Source organism: Allobosea thiooxidans (assembly GCF_900168195.1).
Classification (GTDB): Bacteria; Pseudomonadota; Alphaproteobacteria; order Rhizobiales; family Beijerinckiaceae; genus Allobosea; species Allobosea thiooxidans.
The window spans coordinates 115,728-130,022 of sequence record NZ_FUYX01000005.1 but is presented as its reverse complement, the minus strand read 5'-3'; the positions used below and the strand labels follow the sequence as shown (position 1 = coordinate 130,022).

The following is a 14,295-nucleotide window of genomic DNA, read 5'->3' as shown; positions in this document are numbered from 1 at the left end:
CCCGTCAGCGCGGCTGCGACTTGAGATAATCGCTCAAGCGTTCCAGCCCCGCCGAGAGATGCTCGGCCGGCGCGCCGATGCCGATGCGGATATAGCCGTCCATCCCGTAGACATCGCCCGGCAGCAGCATGATACCGCGCTCCTCGCGCAGACGGTGGACGAGCTCGGTCGAGTTCATCGAGTGGCTGTACTTGATGAAGGCCATGCCGCCGGCCTTGGGCGGCACGAAGGAGAAGAACTCGTCATTCGCCTTCACCCAGCTCGTCAGCAGTGCGAGGTTCTCCCGCAGGATGGTCTTGCTGCGCTGCAGGATTTCGGCGCGCTTGGCGGGCTGGATGACGACGCGGGCGATGTGCTCGCTCAGCGCGCTCGTCGTGATCGAGGTGTAGTCCTTGTTCTGCCAGGCGGTGTAGATGTCCTTGGCCGGCCCGACCAACCAGCCGATGCGCAGGCCGGGCAGCGCCATCGCCTTCGAGAGACCGCTGGTGATGATCGCCTTCTCGTAGAGATCGGCGAAGCTGGGCGGCTCGTCGGTTTCGAGCTCGGCGCCCTTGTAGACCTCGTCGGCATGCAGGTAGCAGCCCTGCGTCTGGGCGATCGCGACCAGCGCGTCCATCGTCTCGCGCGAGAGCAGGCTGCCGGTCGGGTTGTTCGGGTTGCAGATCGTCATCAGCTTGGTGCGCGGCGTGATCGCCCGGCGGACCTCGTCGAGATCGGGCGTCCAGCCCAGTTCCTCGCGCAGCTTCACTTCCTTGACATTGGCGCCGATCGCCCGCGCCCAGCCCCAGATCTGCAGGTAGTTCGGCACGAAGACGACGATCTCGTCGCCCGGCTCGATCAGCGACATCACCATCAGGAAATTGGCTTCGGCCGAGCCGTTGGTGACGATCACCTCGTCCGAGGTCCGGTTGCGGTAGAGCTTGGCGATATCCTCGCGCAATTCGACCGCGCCATTGGTCCAGCCATAGCCGAGCTCGACCTCCATCAGCTTGGCGCGCTGCTCCGCGCTGAGCAATTCGTTCAGCGAATAGGGATGGACGCCGCTATCGGAGAGATTGAACTCGACGGTGTTCTCGTAGAGCGACTGGATGCGCTCCAGTGTGAATTCTTCGATCTTCATGCTGCCCATCCCGCGCCGGCCGTTCCGCCGCATCTGCCTGCGAGTATGATGGGCATCATTTGGACGTCAAGGTCGATTTTGGAATTTACAGTCCAAGAGACGGTTGCTATCCGTTCCCGCCTCGTCACAGCCGCTCGCGGAGAGCCATCATGTCCGATCAGACCACCGGCGCCAACAAGATGTGGGGCGGCCGCTTCACCACCGCGCCGGCCGATGTGATGCGCAAGATCAATCCCTCGATCGGCTTCGACTATAGGCTCTACCGGCAGGACATCGCGGCGTCCAAGACCCATGCCGCGATGCTCGCCCGCCAGGGCGTCATCGCCGGCGCCGACAACGAGCGCATCCAGGCCGGGCTCGACCAGATCCGCGGCGAGATCGACCGCGGCGAACTCAAGTTCAGCATCGACCTCGAGGACATCCACATGAACGTGGAAGCGCGCCTCAAGGAGATCATCGGCGAGCCGGCCGGGCGCCTGCACACCGCCCGCAGCCGCAACGACCAGGCCGTCACCGATGTCCGCCTCTGGATGCGCGACGCGATCGATGCTCTCGACGGCACCATCCGCGGCTTGCAGCAGGCCCTGATCGAACGCGCCAGCGAGCATGCCGGGACGATCATGCCGGGCTTCACCCATATGCAGGTCGCCCAGCCCGTGACCTTCGGCCACCATCTCATGGCCTATGTCGAGATGTTCGGCCGCGACCGGGAACGTCTGGCCGGCGCCCGCCAGCGCACCAATGTCTCGCCGCTCGGCGCAGCCGCGCTCGCCGGTACCGCCTTCCCGATCGACCGGCAGTTCACGGCGGCGGAGCTGGGCTTCGCCCGGCCGACCGAGAACTCGATGGATTCGGTCGGCGCGCGCGACCATATCTGCGAATTGCTGTTCTGCTGCTCGATGCTGGCCGTGCATCTCTCGCGCCTCAACGAGGAGATCACGCTCTGGTGCAGCGACGGCTTCCGCTTCATCGCGCTGTCGGACGCCTTCACCACCGGCTCCTCGATCATGCCGCAGAAGCGCAATCCCGACGCGGCCGAACTGGTTCGCGGCAAGACCGGCCGCGTCGTCGGCTCGCTCACCGCCATGCTGGTGATGGTGAAGGGCCTGCCGATGACCTTCATGAAGGACATGCAGGAGGACAAGGAGCCGATGTTCGACGCGCTGGAGACCGTCGGGCTCTGCGTCGCCGCCACCACCGGCATGATCCGCGACCTCACCGTGCGGCCCGAGGGCATGCGCGCCTTCCTCGATCGCGGCTTCCCGACCGCGACCGATCTCGCCGACTGGCTGGTGCGCGAGGCCGGCATCCCCTTCCGCGATGCCCATCACATCACCGCCCGCATCGTCGCGCTGGCCGAGGCCAAGGGCTGCACTTTGCAGGCGCTCGACCTCGACGCCATGCGCTCGGTCGATCCGCGGATCGGCGAAACGGTGTTCGAGGTGCTGGCGCCTGAGCATTCCGTCCGCAGCCGACGCAGCTATGGCGGCACTGCACCTGATACGGTGCGCGAGGCGATCGAGCGGGCAAGGCAGCGCTGGCTGGCCGACAAGCCGATCCAAAGCTGATTTCCACCCTCACCCAGCGCAACCCGGCAGCAGCCGTCCCGCAAACTTTGCGGGAGCAAACCGGCGGCCTTTCTGGCTATGGAAGACGGCTCGGTCGATTCGACCGAGCCTAAAGAACGAGTGCGGAGCCATATAGCTCCGCGGCGGGGGAGAGATGATGGAACACGTCTGGTTGCGTGGGGTGGCCGAGCAGTTCGGCATCGCTGGCGGGCTGCGGCAGCTCGGCGGCGAATACGACCTCAACTTCCGCGGCCGGACGCCCGAAGGCGACGTCATCGTCAAGGCGATGCGCCCGCAGGGCGAGCCCGCCCTCGTCGACCAGCAATGCGCCGCGATCAGTCACGCGCTCGCCGCCGATCCGACGCTGCCGCTGCCGCGCCTCCTCCCCGCCGAAGGCAAGCGCTTCTGGCAAAGCGTGGCCGATGCCCAGGGCCAGCAGCGCATGGTCTGGGTCCAACGCGCTTTCACGGGCATCCCGATGGGCGAAGCCGGGCCGCAGCCGCCCGCCGTCCTGGCCGAACTCGGTGCACTGACCGCCCGGCTCGACCTCGCCTTGCGCGATTTCAAGGTCACCGCCGCTCCGGATGCCGCAAAATGGGATCTGACCGAGGCCGGCTGGATCAAGCCGCATCTCGACGTGCTGGAGGGCTCGCGCCGCGCGCTGGTAGCGGGGATCGTTGCCGGGTTCGAGGCTCTCAAGCCGGCGCTCGACAAACTGCCGCGCCAGACCATCCATAACGACCTCAACGACTTCAACATCCTGGTCCAACCGCGCCTCGGCGAGCCCGCCCACATCAGCGGCCTGATCGATTTCGGCGACATGACCCATGGCCCGCGCGTCTGCGAGATCGCCATCGCCGCCGCCTATGCCATCCTCGACCATGAGACGCCGGAAGCGGCGCTCGCCGCCTTCGTCGCCGGCTATCACGGCGTATCGGCGCTCAGCGCCGAGGAGATCGGGCTGATCTGGCCGCTCGTCCGCATGCGCCTCGCGGTCAGCGTCGTGAATTCGACGATCGAGGCCAAGGGCCGCCCGAACGACCCCTACGTCACCATCTCGCAGGCTCCGGCCTGGCGCCTGCTCGAAAACCCCGCCATCGACGGCGAATTGATGGGAGCGCGCCTGCGCAATGCCTGCGGCCTGCCGGTCACCGATGCGGCCGGTCGCATCGCGAGCTGGATCGCCGGGCAGCGCGGCAGCTTCGCGCCCGTGCTCGGCCGTGCGCTCGACGGCTTGCCAGTCGGCTCGCTCGGCATCGCCGAGGCGACGATCCCGCAGAACCCGTTCGAACTGCGCGCCGACGAGGCCCGCAATCTCGGCACCGGGCTCGGTATCACCCAGCAATGGTGGCTTGGCCAATATGGCGAGCCCCGGCTGGTCTATACCGACAAGGCCTTCCGCAAGGGGCGCTGGCTCGCCTCGAACCGTCGCACCATCCACATGGCCGTCGACGTCTTCGCCCCGGCCGGCGAACCGGTCCGCGCGCCTCTCGCCGGCAAGGTCGCGCTGGCGGAGAACCGCAAGGGCCATCTCGATTATGGCGGCGTCGTCATCCTCGAGCACCGCACGCCCGCTGGCGATGTCTTCCATACACTCTACGGCCATCTCGCCGCCGATGGCGCAGCGAAACTGAAGCAGGGTCAGGAGATCGGAGCGGGCGAGGCTTTCGCCAAGCTCGGCCCGGCCGAAGAGAATGGCGGCTGGGAACCGCATCTTCATTTCCAACTCGCGCTGACGCTCGACGGCATGGGCCATGACTGGCCGGGCGTCGCCGACCCCGACGACTGGGCGCTCTGGCAGGCGATCTGCCCGAACCCCGCCGCCCTGCTCAACCTGCCCGACGAGACCGTCGCCTATCAGGCGATCGACGAGGTCGCGCTGCTGGCCGAACGCAAGGCCCGCTTCGGCGCCAATCTCAAGCTCAGCTACAAACGCCCGGTCACCTTCCTGCGCGGCTGGCGCCACCATCTCTTCGACGCAATGGGCCGGCCCTATCTCGACGCCTATAACAACGTGCCGCATGTCGGACACGCCCATCCGCGCATCCGCAAGGTGGCGATGGACCAGCTCGCGCGGATGAACTCCAACACGCGCTACCTCCACCCGGCGCCGATGGCTCTGGCCGAGCGGCTGACGGCGAAGCTCCCCAAGGAGCTGGAGGTCTGCTTCTTCGTCAATTCCGGCTCGGAAGCGAACGAGCTGGCGCTGCGCCTCGCCCGTGCGGCGAGCGGCGGCTACGACATCGTTACGCCCGATCACGGCTATCACGGCAACACCACCGGCGCGATCGACATCTCCGCCTACAAGTTCAACAAGCCGAACATGGGCGGCCGCAAGCCCTGGGTGCAGCTCGTCGACGTCGCCGACGACTATCGCGGCCGCTTCCGTCGCGACGACGCCGACCGGGCGCTACACTACGCTCAGCAGGTCGATGGCGCGCTCGCGGCCATCGCGGAACGCGGCGGCAAGGTCGCCGGCTTCATCGCCGAGACCTTTCCGAGCGTCGGCGGCCAGATCATCCCGCCGCCCGGCTATCTTGCCGCGGTCTATGAGCGCATCCGCGCCGCGGGAGGCATCTGCATCGCCGACGAAGTGCAAACGGGACTCGGGCGCCTCGGTGATTACTATTTCGGCTTCGAGCAGCAGAATGTGCGGCCGGACATCGTCGTGCTCGGCAAACCACTCGGCAACGGCCACCCGATAGGCGCGCTCATCACCACCCGCGCCATCGCCGAGCGCTTCGCTGAGGGACCCGAGTATTTCTCGACCTTCGGCGGCTCGAACCTGTCCTGCCGGATCGCCTCGGAAGTGCTCGACATCGTCGAGCAGGAAGGGCTTTCGGCCAATGCCAAGGCGATGGGCGAGAAGCTGCTCGCCGGCATGCGCGCGCTGATGGCGGACTATCCTTGTGTCGGCGACGTCCGCGGTATCGGCCTCTTCCTCGGGCTGGAGCTGGTCACGGATCGCGAGACGCTGGAGCCCGCGACCGATGCGGCGGCCCATGTCATGAACCGCCTGCGCGACATGCGCATCCTCGTCGGGCGCGAGGGACCGGCCGACAACATCCTCAAGATCCGCCCGCCGCTCACGGTCGGCGCCGATGACGTCGAGATGATCCTCGACCGCTTGCGGATCTGCCTGCGGGAGGTCGAGGCGGCGCGCTGAGCCGCCTCAGCCCGCCTTCGGCTCTTCCTGCAGCGTGTAGCGGAAGTTGCAGTGGCTCGCGCCGCCCATGATCGTCTGCGGGCGCTCAAGCGTGATGCGCGGGTCGTAGCCCGTGCAGAACACGCCATCGCGATTGCAGGAGAGCAGATGGCCGATCTTGCCGAGCCCCATCTCGCGATAGGTCTCGGCATAGCGGCAGCGATGGACGTTGTAGTCGAACTCGGTGTCCGTTGCTTTGACGACCTCGATGACGAGCGCGTCGTCCTGCGTCCACAGCGCCTGCAGTTCCTGGAAGCTGCGCAGGCTGGTGCCGCCCGGCGTCTTGGCGGCGAAGGCTTGTCCCGCCGCGATCGCAGCCTTCCGGATCGCCTGATCGAGGATTGATTGCGCCATCTCCTCACCGAGGCGCTCGCGCATCTCCTCATAGATCGGAGCGATGATGCCGGCCTCGATCCGCCTGCGGGCGAGGATGCCGATCTCACCGTCGAAGACCGGGTTGTCGCCTTGCGCGGCCGTCTTGTCCGCTTCGCTCATCGCCCGCCTCCATTTCTCTGCATGCGGCACCGCAAGACTAGAGCATGCGGAGCTTCGCGAAAAACACGTCGTCAGCTTGGCTGAGACCCGCGGCGCGGCGGCGAGGGCCTGAAATCGAGCTGCTCCTCGATCACCGCGCCGTCGTCGGAGACGATCGCGAACCAGCGCCGGTTGCCGCAATGCACAGCGAGCCGCCAGCGGCCCTGATCAGCGCCTTCGCCGCGCTCGACGCGGCTCGTCACCAGGCCGCGGCGCTGCATCTCGCGCCACTCTTCTTCCGACCAGCCGAAACGGGCCGCGATGCGCCCGGCATCGACCACGAAGGCACCGCTGGCATCGCGACGAATTGGGAACCCGACGAGATTAGGCTGTTCCTGCTCCATCATTCCCACCCGGGGCCGTGATCGGCAGCGGCGGCATGATCCGCAGCGTCTCGGCCAGACACAGGAAGAGATGATAGAGGACGCGCGAGGGCAGCGATACCGGCAGCGGTACGCCGGCCCTGTCGAGCTGGTTGTGCCAGATCCCGGTCCGGGCATCGACGAAATGGCGGAACATCAGCTCGATATGGCCAGGCAATCGCGCACCGGCCTCGGCGTCATCGGCGAACTCGAAGCGCGCGCCGAGCGCCTTGATGAATTCCGTCTGCGGCCAGAGCAGCTTCGTCGGCGCGACGATGTTGCCCTCGGGATCCACCCCGTCGAGCACCAGTGCCGGATACCCCGGATCACGGTCCAACCCCTGCGCGAGGCCGAAGCGATAGAGGCCGTCGGCGAGCGGGCGGGCCCTGTCCCAGCCGGTCAGGCGCTGATGATGATGCAGCAGCCAGACCCATTCGAACTGATGGCCGGGCTCGCGCAGCCGGCCCGCCTCGCCGGCGACGGGCTGCCAGTTCAGATCGAAGAACTCGCCGAGCGTGCCCTTCGCATCGATGAAGCGCTCCTCCGCCAGCCGCACGATCCCGCCGGCGGCATCGAGCCAGCGCTGGCTGCCGGTCGCTTCCGCCAGCGCGTGGAAAGCCTCCAGCAGATGCATATGCGGGTTCTGGCGCCGCGGCAGCGTGCCCAGATCGTCTTCGGCATAGCCGCCGAGCGAAGCCGCTAGCTCGGTCTCGATCAGGTCCATCGTCGCCCCGGCCAGGCGGATCGCGGACGCCTCCCCGGTCAGCCGGTGATAATGGGCGCTGGCGAACAGCACGAAGGCGAGATCGTAGAGGTCGCGGCGCGGGAGGCTCGCAACCCCGTCGGGCCGGAAGCGCTTCGGCACATAGCCATTGGCCTCATAGGCCTTGAGCAGCAGTGCAAAGCCGTGATGGGCCGCCGCCATCGCTTCCGGGCTTCCGCTGAGCCTCGCGGCGTGGCTGAAGGTGTAGGTCAGGCGCGCCGTCGTCAGCGCGCTGCGATCGGGCGCGGCGACGGCCTCGCCATCCGGCCGGAACTCCTCGACGAAGCCGCCGGCCTCGCGATCGACGGCGCGTGCGATCCAGCTCGGGATCAGCGTCCCGTAGGTCCAGCGCTGCAGTCGGACGAGCGACAGGTCGTGCATGGCCGGCTCAATGCGCCTGGGTCTGCGCGTGCAGGATCTGGCCGAGGAATTTGCGGGTGCGCTCGTTCTGCGGCGACGTGAAGAACTGGTCGGGCGGCGCCACCTCGACGATCTCGCCGGCATCCATGAAGATCACCCGGTCGGCGACCTTGCGGGCGAAACCCATCTCATGGGTGACGCAGAGCATGGTCATCCCGCTCTCGGCGAGCTCGACCATCACATCCAGCACTTCGCTGACCATTTCGGGATCAAGCGCCGAGGTCGGTTCGTCGAACAGCATGATCTTCGGATTCATGCAGAGCGAGCGGGCGATCGCGACGCGCTGCTGCTGGCCGCCGGAAAGCTGGATCGGGAACTTGTTCGCCTGCTCCGGGATATGGACGCGCTCCAGGATCCTGCGGGCGTTGGCCTCGGCCTCGGGCCGCGGAATGCCGCGCACCTTCATCGGCGCGAGCGTGCAGTTCTCGAGCGCCGTCAGATGCGGGAACAGGTTAAAGCTCTGGAACACCATGCCGATCTCGCGGCGGACGGTCTCGATGCCCTTGAGCCCGGCATGGACGGTGGTGCCGTCGATGACGATCTCGCCCTTCTGGTGCTCCTCGAGCTGGTTCAGGCAGCGGATCAGCGTCGACTTGCCGGAACCCGACGGACCGCAGATGACGATGCGCTCACCGCGCGAGACGGTCAGGTCGATATCGCGCAGGACGTGGAAGTCGCCATAGAACTTGTCGACCTTGCGCATCTCGATGATCACGTCGCCGATCTCATGGCCGGCAGCGGAAGGGGCGGTCGCGGACATCTGCAAAAACCGTTCTGGTAACTGTCGGAGGGTGCGCCCGGCAAAGGCCGGGCGCACGTCTTGCGCAATCAGAACTGCGGCATCGGCGGCAGCTTGGAGAGCGGGATGCCGAACCACTTCTGGTTGATCTTCGAGAGCTCGCCATTGCCCTCGATCTCGGCGATGAACTTGTTGGCGTACTCGGCCAGCGCCGTGTCGGCCTTGCGGAAGGCCATGCCGTTGGCCTGCTCGCGCAGCGTGATCTTGGGCTCGATGTTGAGCTGCGGATAGTCCTTGTTCAGCTGGGCGAGGATGGTGTTGCTCGCGCCCATCGCCTGGACCTGGCCGGAGATCAGCGCCTGCAGAGCGGTGGCGTCGTCGTCATAGCGCTTCAGCGGCGTGCCCTGCGGAGCGACGGCGCTGATCGCGGTGTCCTGCGTCGAGGCGCGGGCAACGCTGATCGTCACCGGCTTCAGGTCTTCCGGCGTCTTGATGTTCAGGCTCTTGGGAGCGAGCACATAGATCGTCAGCGTGCTGTAGGGGTTGGAGAACAGCACCTGCTTCGTGCGCTCGGCGGTGATGCCGAAGGTGGCGATCAGCACGTCGACCTTGTTGGTCAGCAGGTAGGGGATGCGGTTCGGGCCGGTGACCGGAACGAGCTCGAGCTTCACGCCGAGCGACTTGGCCATCAGCGCCGCGACATCGGCATCGTAGCCGGCCGGCTGCTGGTTGGCGTCGGTGCCGCCGAAGGGCGGATAGTCGGTCAGCACGCCGACCATCAACTTGCCGCGGGCCTTGATCTCGTCGGGCGTGGCGGCCTGGGCCGACGCGGCGCCGAACGAGGCCGCGGCGAGGCCGGCGAGGACCAGCGCGCCGAGGCCGCGGCGACAAATCGATTTAAACAGGGACATGGGTCGTTCTCCTCTGAGGGTAGGCTGGTGTTGCGTCGACGCGTGCGGAGCAGGTTCTTGTCGCAAAAGTGGTTCCCACTTTTTTGCGGAACATGCCTAGCGCGCGGCGACGAGGAGCTTTTGCTCCATCCTCTTGCTGTAGGCCGAGAGCGGCCGGCAGATGACGTAATAGACCAGCGCGACGAGCGCGAAGATCGTGAAGGGCCGGAAGGTGGCGTTGTTGATGATCTGCGCCGCGCGCGTCAGCTCGACGAAGCCGATGATCGAGGCGAGCGAGGTGCCCTTGATCAGCTGCACCAGGAATCCGATCGTCGGCGGGATCGCGATGCGGATCGCCTGCGGGGCGATGATCAGCGCCATCTTCGGCGCATAGCGCAGGCCGAGCGAGGTCGCTGCCTCCCACTGCCCGCGCGGCACCACCTCGATCGCGCCGCGCCAGATCTCGCCGAGGAAGGCGCTGGCATGGAGCGACAGGCCGAGCGCCGCCGCCGTCCAGGGATCGACCGACCAGCCGAACAGCCCCGGAACGAAGAAGGCGAGGAAGAGCTGCATCAGAAGCGGCGTGCCCTGGAAGACCTTGATGTAGCCGGCCGAGGCGATCCGCAGCCACTTGTATTCGCCGGTCCGGGCGAGCGCCACGAGCGCACCGCCCAGCGCGCCGCCGAGGAAGGCGACGAGCGAGAGCAGCAGCGTCCAGCGCACCGCCATGATGATGTAGATGATGTCGCCCGATGAGAGTGCGCGCATGTCTCGTCCTCAGCGGGTTGGCTTGCGCAGGAACGCGCGCTCGATCCCGGCGAACACCGTCCAGAAGAAGACGGAGAGACCGAGATACATGCAGGTGACGATGAAATAGACCTCGAAGCTGCGGAAGGTCCGCGACTGGATGTCGCCGGCCACCGCCGTCAGCTCGCTCGCCGCGATCGCCGAGCAGACGCTGGTGTTCAGCATCAGCAGGATGAACTGGCTGGTCAGCGAGGGATAGATCGCCTGGATCGCCGGCTTCAGGATGATGTAGCGGAAGATCTGGAGCGGGCGCATGCCGAGCGACTTGCCCGCCTCGATCTGCCCCTTCTGGATGCTCTCGATGCCGGCCCGGATGATCTCGATGCCATAGGCGCCAACATTCACCACCAGCGCCAGCAGCGCCGCCGTGTTCGAGGACATCTTCAGGCCCATCGACGGCAAGCCGAAATAGATCACGAAGATCTGGATCAGGAACGGTGTATTGCGGATCAGCTCGATATATTCGTCGATGATCCAGACCAGCCATTTCGGCCCCGAGGTCTTGCCGAGTGCCCCGGCAACCGAGGCCACCATGCCGATCGCCATCGCCAGTGCCGAGAGCACGAGCGAATTGACCAGCCCCTGCAGCAGCTCCGGCCACGCCGCGAAGACGTCGGCGAAATCGAACTCATAGCTCATGCGAGCTGCCCATTCCGAGCTGCGAAAGCAGAACCGCCTTCATGCGTCTTCCTCATCCAGTCCTCCCGGCCGGCCTTGTTTCACCAGCTGGGTCGATGCCGCTGCACCATCCCTACAATCGCGGAATCAGCAAGCCACCATCGACGTTGATCACAGTTCCTGTCGCATAGGCGAACTGCCCGCTGGTCAGGGCGGCGACACAGGCGGCGACATCCTCGCCTTCACCCCAACGCCCAGCGGGAATCAAGCCCTCGGCGATCCGGGCGTCGTATTTCGCCGCGACTTTCGCCGTCATGTCCGTGCGGATCACGCCCGGCCTGACCTCGAAGACCGGCACGCCTTCCGGCGCCAGCCTGACCGCCAGCGCCTTCGCCCACATCGAGAGGCCGAGCTTCGAGACGCAATACTGCGCCCGGTCGATCGAGACGAGTTCGGTCGAGGCCGAGGTAATGAAGACGATGGCCGGACGCTCCGGCCTGTCCGCCAGCATCGTCTTCGCAACCTCCTGGCTCAGGAAGGCGGCACCGCGCAGGTTGATGCCCATGACGAGATCGTAGCTCTCCGGCGTGATCTCCAGCATGTCGCCACGCACCGGCGCGCCGATGCCGGCATTCGAGACGAAGAGATCGAGCCGACCGAAGGCCTGCTTCACATCAGCAACGAGGCCGGCATGGCTTTCGATGGCCGCCACGTCGTGCTTGAAGAAGCGGGCCGTTGCGCCGGCTTCCTCGAACAGCTTCCTGGCCTCGGCAACGGCCTCGTCCTCAGCGATGTCGGTGAAGGCGATGTCGTGGCCAGCCTTCGCGAGCGCGACGCCGATAGCGCGGCCGATGCCGCGCCTCGCGCCGGTGATCAGGGCGACGGGACGCGCCATCTCACTCTCCCCGATAGGTTGGCGTGCGCTTCTGCTGGAAGGCGGCGACGCCCTCCTTCACGTCCTCGGTATAGGAGACGAGCGAGCTCGCCAGCGCCTCCATGATCGCGCCGCTATCCTCATCCTCGGCCGCGTTGATCAGCTGCTTGACCACGAGGTTCGCCACGGGACCGCGCTGCGTGACGCGCTCGGCCATGGCCTGTGCTGCGGCAAGCGCCCCACCCTTCTCGACGACCTGGTCGACGATGCCCAGCGTCAGCGCCGTCTCGGCGGTGACGATCTCTCCGGTCAGCGCGAGGCGCCGCGCGACCTGCCCGCCGAGGCGCTTCACAAGACGCTGCGTGCCGGACCAGCCGGGGATCATGCCGAGCCCGGTCTCGGGCAGGCCGATCTTGGCCTGGACCTCGCAGATGCGGATATCGGCGGTGACGGCGAGTTCGAGCCCGCCGCCGAGCGCGTGGCCGTTCATCGCGGCGATGACGGGCGGCTTCATCCGCGCCAGCTTGTCGAAGGCGCGATGGCCAGAGCGGACCCAGCCCTGCCCCATCTCCAGCGGAGAGAGCCCGCCCCAGGCGACGATGTCGCCGCCAGCACAGAAGGCCTTGCCCTCGGCCGTCAGGATGACGGCGCGGACCGAGCGGTCGGCGTCGATGGCGTCCGCGAAGCGGCCGAGCAGCCCGACCATGACGTCGTCGAGCGCATTGAGCTTTTCCGGGCGGGCGAGCGTGATCGTCGCGATGCCGGAGGCGATATCGAGGCGGACGGGATCGCTCATGCCGCCCTCGCGGGGAGTTCGAGGCCGATCAGCGCCTCATTGAATAGGGCCGCATCCATCAGCTTCGGCGGCTTGGGCACGAGCAACGGGAATTCGCTCTGGGCGAGAATGTCGCGCTCCAGATCGACGCCGGGCGCGATCTCGGTGACGACGATACCGTCCCGCGTCAGCTTCATGACGCAGCGCTCGGTGACATAGGTGATGTCTTGCCCCTGGGCGATGGCGCGCGGGCCGGAGAAGGAGATGTGTTCGACCGCCTCGACCAGCTTCTTCACCTTGCCTTCCTTCTCGATGACGAGCTTGCCGTCAGCGATGGCGAGCTTGGCGGCGGCGCTGAAATAGCCGGAGAAGACGATGCGCTTGGCCCGCGCCGTGATGTCGATGAAGCCGCCGGCGCCGGCCGTGACGTGGGGCCTGACGCCGAGCTTGGAGACGTTGACGCAACCCTGCCGGTCGATCTGCAGGAAGGAGAGCAGCGACATGTCGAAGCCCGCCCCCTGGAAGTAGGTGAACTGGTAGGGCGAAGGCACGATCGCCTCGGCATTGGAGGCGCAGCCGAACTGGAATTCGAGCAGCGGCACGCCGCCGACGGCGCCCTGCTCGATCACCCAGGTCACGGCGCCGTGCTGCCCCTCCTCGATCAGGATGCGCGGGACATTGGCCGAGATGCCGAAGCCGATATTGACGGCATCGCCATGGCGCAGCTCCTGCGCCACGCGCCGCGCGATCACCTTGGCGACGTCGAAGGCGGGCGTCTCGAAGCTGGACATTGGCCGGCGCACCTCGCCGGAGATGGCCGGGTCGTAGACCGTCTGTGTCGTCTGCATCTGGTCGGGCGCGACCACGATCGCATCGACGAGGATGCCGGGGACGAAGACCGACTGCGTCTTGAGGCTGCCGGCCTCGACCACGCGCTTCACCTGCGCGATGACGATGCCACCATTGTTGCGGACCGCCAGCGCCTGGTCGAGCGGGCCGAGATAGCCGCCCTCATGCTCATAGGAGAGGTTGCCGCGCTCATCGGCCGTGGTGGCGCGGATGATCGCGACCTTCGGCACGATGCTGCGGAAATAGAGCCAGTCCTCGCCATCGAACTCCACCCGGGAAACGATCGGCTCGGCCATGGCGCGCGCATTCATGGCGCAGCCCTGGTGTTTCGGATCGACGAAGGTATCCATGCCGATCTTGGTCAGCACGCCCGGCCGCTTGGCCGCGGCTTCGCGATGCATGTCGAACAGGATGCCGCTGGGGATGTTGTAGGCCGGGATCTGGTCGCCGGTGACCATCTTCCAAATTTCCGGCGGCTCGGCCGAGGACGGGCCGGACGGGTAGGATCCGCCCATGATCCGGGCCAGCAGGCCGGACTTGGCAATGTGGTCGACGCCCTTGACGCCCCACATGTCGCCGGCCGCGATCGGGTGCAGCGTCGTCAGATTGCGCGGATGGCCGGAAGCGTCGAAGCGCCGGCCGATCGCCGCCAGCACCTCATCGGGGCAGCCGAGGCCGGAGGAGGAGGAGACGGTGACGATCGCATCGTCCGGGATCAGGGCGGCGGCTTCGTCGGCGGAAAGGATGCGTGGAAAGGCCATGGGTCTGTCT

General features: G+C 66.7%; 13 protein-coding genes. 2 read left to right on the top strand and 11 right to left on the bottom strand.

What is annotated here, in order from left to right:
* Positions 1-4: 4 nt before the first annotated feature.
* Positions 5-1,120 carry an aminotransferase class I/II-fold pyridoxal phosphate-dependent enzyme gene (locus B5Y19_RS11100; protein WP_055729706.1) on the bottom strand — a complete coding sequence of 372 codons (1,116 nt, stop codon included), beginning with the start codon at positions 1,118-1,120 and terminating at the stop codon, positions 5-7.
* A gap of 149 nt (positions 1,121-1,269) precedes the next feature.
* On the opposite strand from B5Y19_RS11100, the gene argH reads away from it, so the two are divergent.
* Together argH and B5Y19_RS11090 are read left to right on the top strand one after the other, a co-directional pair.
* The gene (argH, locus tag B5Y19_RS11095; protein WP_055729593.1) at positions 1,270-2,688 is read left to right on the top strand and encodes an argininosuccinate lyase; all 1,419 of its coding nucleotides are present in this window, start codon (positions 1,270-1,272) and stop codon (positions 2,686-2,688) included.
* A gap of 157 nt (positions 2,689-2,845) precedes the next feature.
* Positions 2,846-5,854 carry an aminotransferase class III-fold pyridoxal phosphate-dependent enzyme gene (locus B5Y19_RS11090; protein ID WP_079591536.1) on the top strand — a complete coding sequence of 1,003 codons (3,009 nt, stop codon included), beginning with the start codon at positions 2,846-2,848 and terminating at the stop codon, positions 5,852-5,854.
* A gap of 6 nt (positions 5,855-5,860) precedes the next feature.
* Here the strand turns inward: B5Y19_RS11090 and B5Y19_RS11085 are convergent, their stop codons facing one another.
* The 10 genes from B5Y19_RS11085 to B5Y19_RS11040 all read right to left on the bottom strand — a co-directional run bounded on the left by B5Y19_RS11085 (position 5,861) and on the right by B5Y19_RS11040 (position 14,285).
* Positions 5,861-6,388 carry an L-2-amino-thiazoline-4-carboxylic acid hydrolase gene (locus B5Y19_RS11085; RefSeq protein ID WP_055729594.1) on the bottom strand — a complete coding sequence of 176 codons (528 nt, stop codon included), beginning with the start codon at positions 6,386-6,388 and terminating at the stop codon, positions 5,861-5,863.
* Positions 6,389-6,459: 71 nt separating this feature from the next.
* Complete coding sequence (locus B5Y19_RS11080) at positions 6,460-6,771, bottom strand: DUF6522 family protein (RefSeq protein WP_139384356.1); 312 nt, start codon at positions 6,769-6,771, stop codon at positions 6,460-6,462.
* Positions 6,752-7,933, bottom strand: a complete 1,182-nt coding sequence (locus tag B5Y19_RS11075) for an AGE family epimerase/isomerase (RefSeq protein WP_055729596.1) — start codon at positions 7,931-7,933, stop codon at positions 6,752-6,754. Before B5Y19_RS11075 ends, B5Y19_RS11080 begins: the two co-directional genes overlap by 20 nt.
* A gap of 7 nt (positions 7,934-7,940) precedes the next feature.
* On the bottom strand, positions 7,941-8,732 hold the full coding sequence (locus tag B5Y19_RS11070) for an amino acid ABC transporter ATP-binding protein (protein ID WP_079591479.1): 792 nt from the start codon (positions 8,730-8,732) through the stop codon (positions 7,941-7,943).
* Positions 8,733-8,800: 68 nt separating this feature from the next.
* Complete coding sequence (locus B5Y19_RS11065; RefSeq protein WP_055729597.1) at positions 8,801-9,622, bottom strand: transporter substrate-binding domain-containing protein; 822 nt, start codon at positions 9,620-9,622, stop codon at positions 8,801-8,803.
* Between the two features lie 96 nt (positions 9,623-9,718).
* Positions 9,719-10,369 carry an amino acid ABC transporter permease gene (locus B5Y19_RS11060; RefSeq protein ID WP_055729598.1) on the bottom strand — a complete coding sequence of 217 codons (651 nt, stop codon included), beginning with the start codon at positions 10,367-10,369 and terminating at the stop codon, positions 9,719-9,721.
* 9 nt (positions 10,370-10,378) lie between these two features.
* Complete coding sequence (locus B5Y19_RS11055) at positions 10,379-11,047, bottom strand: amino acid ABC transporter permease (protein ID WP_055729599.1); 669 nt, start codon at positions 11,045-11,047, stop codon at positions 10,379-10,381.
* Positions 11,048-11,159: 112 nt separating this feature from the next.
* Positions 11,160-11,921 carry a 3-ketoacyl-ACP reductase gene (locus tag B5Y19_RS11050; RefSeq protein ID WP_055729600.1) on the bottom strand — a complete coding sequence of 254 codons (762 nt, stop codon included), beginning with the start codon at positions 11,919-11,921 and terminating at the stop codon, positions 11,160-11,162.
* A 1-nt stretch (position 11,922) separates the two neighbouring features.
* A complete protein-coding gene (locus B5Y19_RS11045) occupies positions 11,923-12,696 on the bottom strand; it encodes an enoyl-CoA hydratase/isomerase family protein (RefSeq protein WP_055729601.1) in 774 nt (257 codons plus the stop codon).
* Positions 12,693-14,285: an acyl CoA:acetate/3-ketoacid CoA transferase gene (locus B5Y19_RS11040; protein WP_055729602.1), complete on the bottom strand. Its 1,593-nt coding sequence runs from the start codon at positions 14,283-14,285 to the stop codon at positions 12,693-12,695. The genes B5Y19_RS11045 and B5Y19_RS11040 overlap by 4 nt, the downstream gene beginning before the upstream one ends.
* Positions 14,286-14,295 lie beyond the last annotated feature (10 nt).

Excerpts from the sequence above, each read along its gene's own strand:
- B5Y19_RS11100 (WP_055729706.1), bottom strand. The coding sequence starts at position 1,120 with ATGAAGATCGAAGAATTCACACTGGAGCGCATCCAGTCGCTCTACGAG.
- argH (WP_055729593.1), top strand. The coding sequence starts at position 1,270 with ATGTCCGATCAGACCACCGGCGCCAACAAGATGTGGGGCGGCCGCTTC.
- B5Y19_RS11090 (WP_079591536.1), top strand. The coding sequence starts at position 2,846 with ATGGAACACGTCTGGTTGCGTGGGGTGGCCGAGCAGTTCGGCATCGCT.
- B5Y19_RS11085 (WP_055729594.1), bottom strand. The coding sequence starts at position 6,388 with ATGAGCGAAGCGGACAAGACGGCCGCGCAAGGCGACAACCCGGTCTTC.
- B5Y19_RS11080 (WP_139384356.1), bottom strand. The coding sequence starts at position 6,771 with ATGGAGCAGGAACAGCCTAATCTCGTCGGGTTCCCAATTCGTCGCGAT.
- B5Y19_RS11075 (WP_055729596.1), bottom strand. The coding sequence starts at position 7,933 with ATGCACGACCTGTCGCTCGTCCGACTGCAGCGCTGGACCTACGGGACG.
- B5Y19_RS11070 (WP_079591479.1), bottom strand. The coding sequence starts at position 8,732 with ATGTCCGCGACCGCCCCTTCCGCTGCCGGCCATGAGATCGGCGACGTG.
- B5Y19_RS11065 (WP_055729597.1), bottom strand. The coding sequence starts at position 9,622 with ATGTCCCTGTTTAAATCGATTTGTCGCCGCGGCCTCGGCGCGCTGGTC.
- B5Y19_RS11060 (WP_055729598.1), bottom strand. The coding sequence starts at position 10,369 with ATGCGCGCACTCTCATCGGGCGACATCATCTACATCATCATGGCGGTG.
- B5Y19_RS11055 (WP_055729599.1), bottom strand. The coding sequence starts at position 11,047 with ATGAGCTATGAGTTCGATTTCGCCGACGTCTTCGCGGCGTGGCCGGAG.
- B5Y19_RS11050 (WP_055729600.1), bottom strand. The coding sequence starts at position 11,921 with ATGGCGCGTCCCGTCGCCCTGATCACCGGCGCGAGGCGCGGCATCGGC.
- B5Y19_RS11045 (WP_055729601.1), bottom strand. The coding sequence starts at position 12,696 with ATGAGCGATCCCGTCCGCCTCGATATCGCCTCCGGCATCGCGACGATC.
- B5Y19_RS11040 (WP_055729602.1), bottom strand. The coding sequence starts at position 14,285 with ATGGCCTTTCCACGCATCCTTTCCGCCGACGAAGCCGCCGCCCTGATC.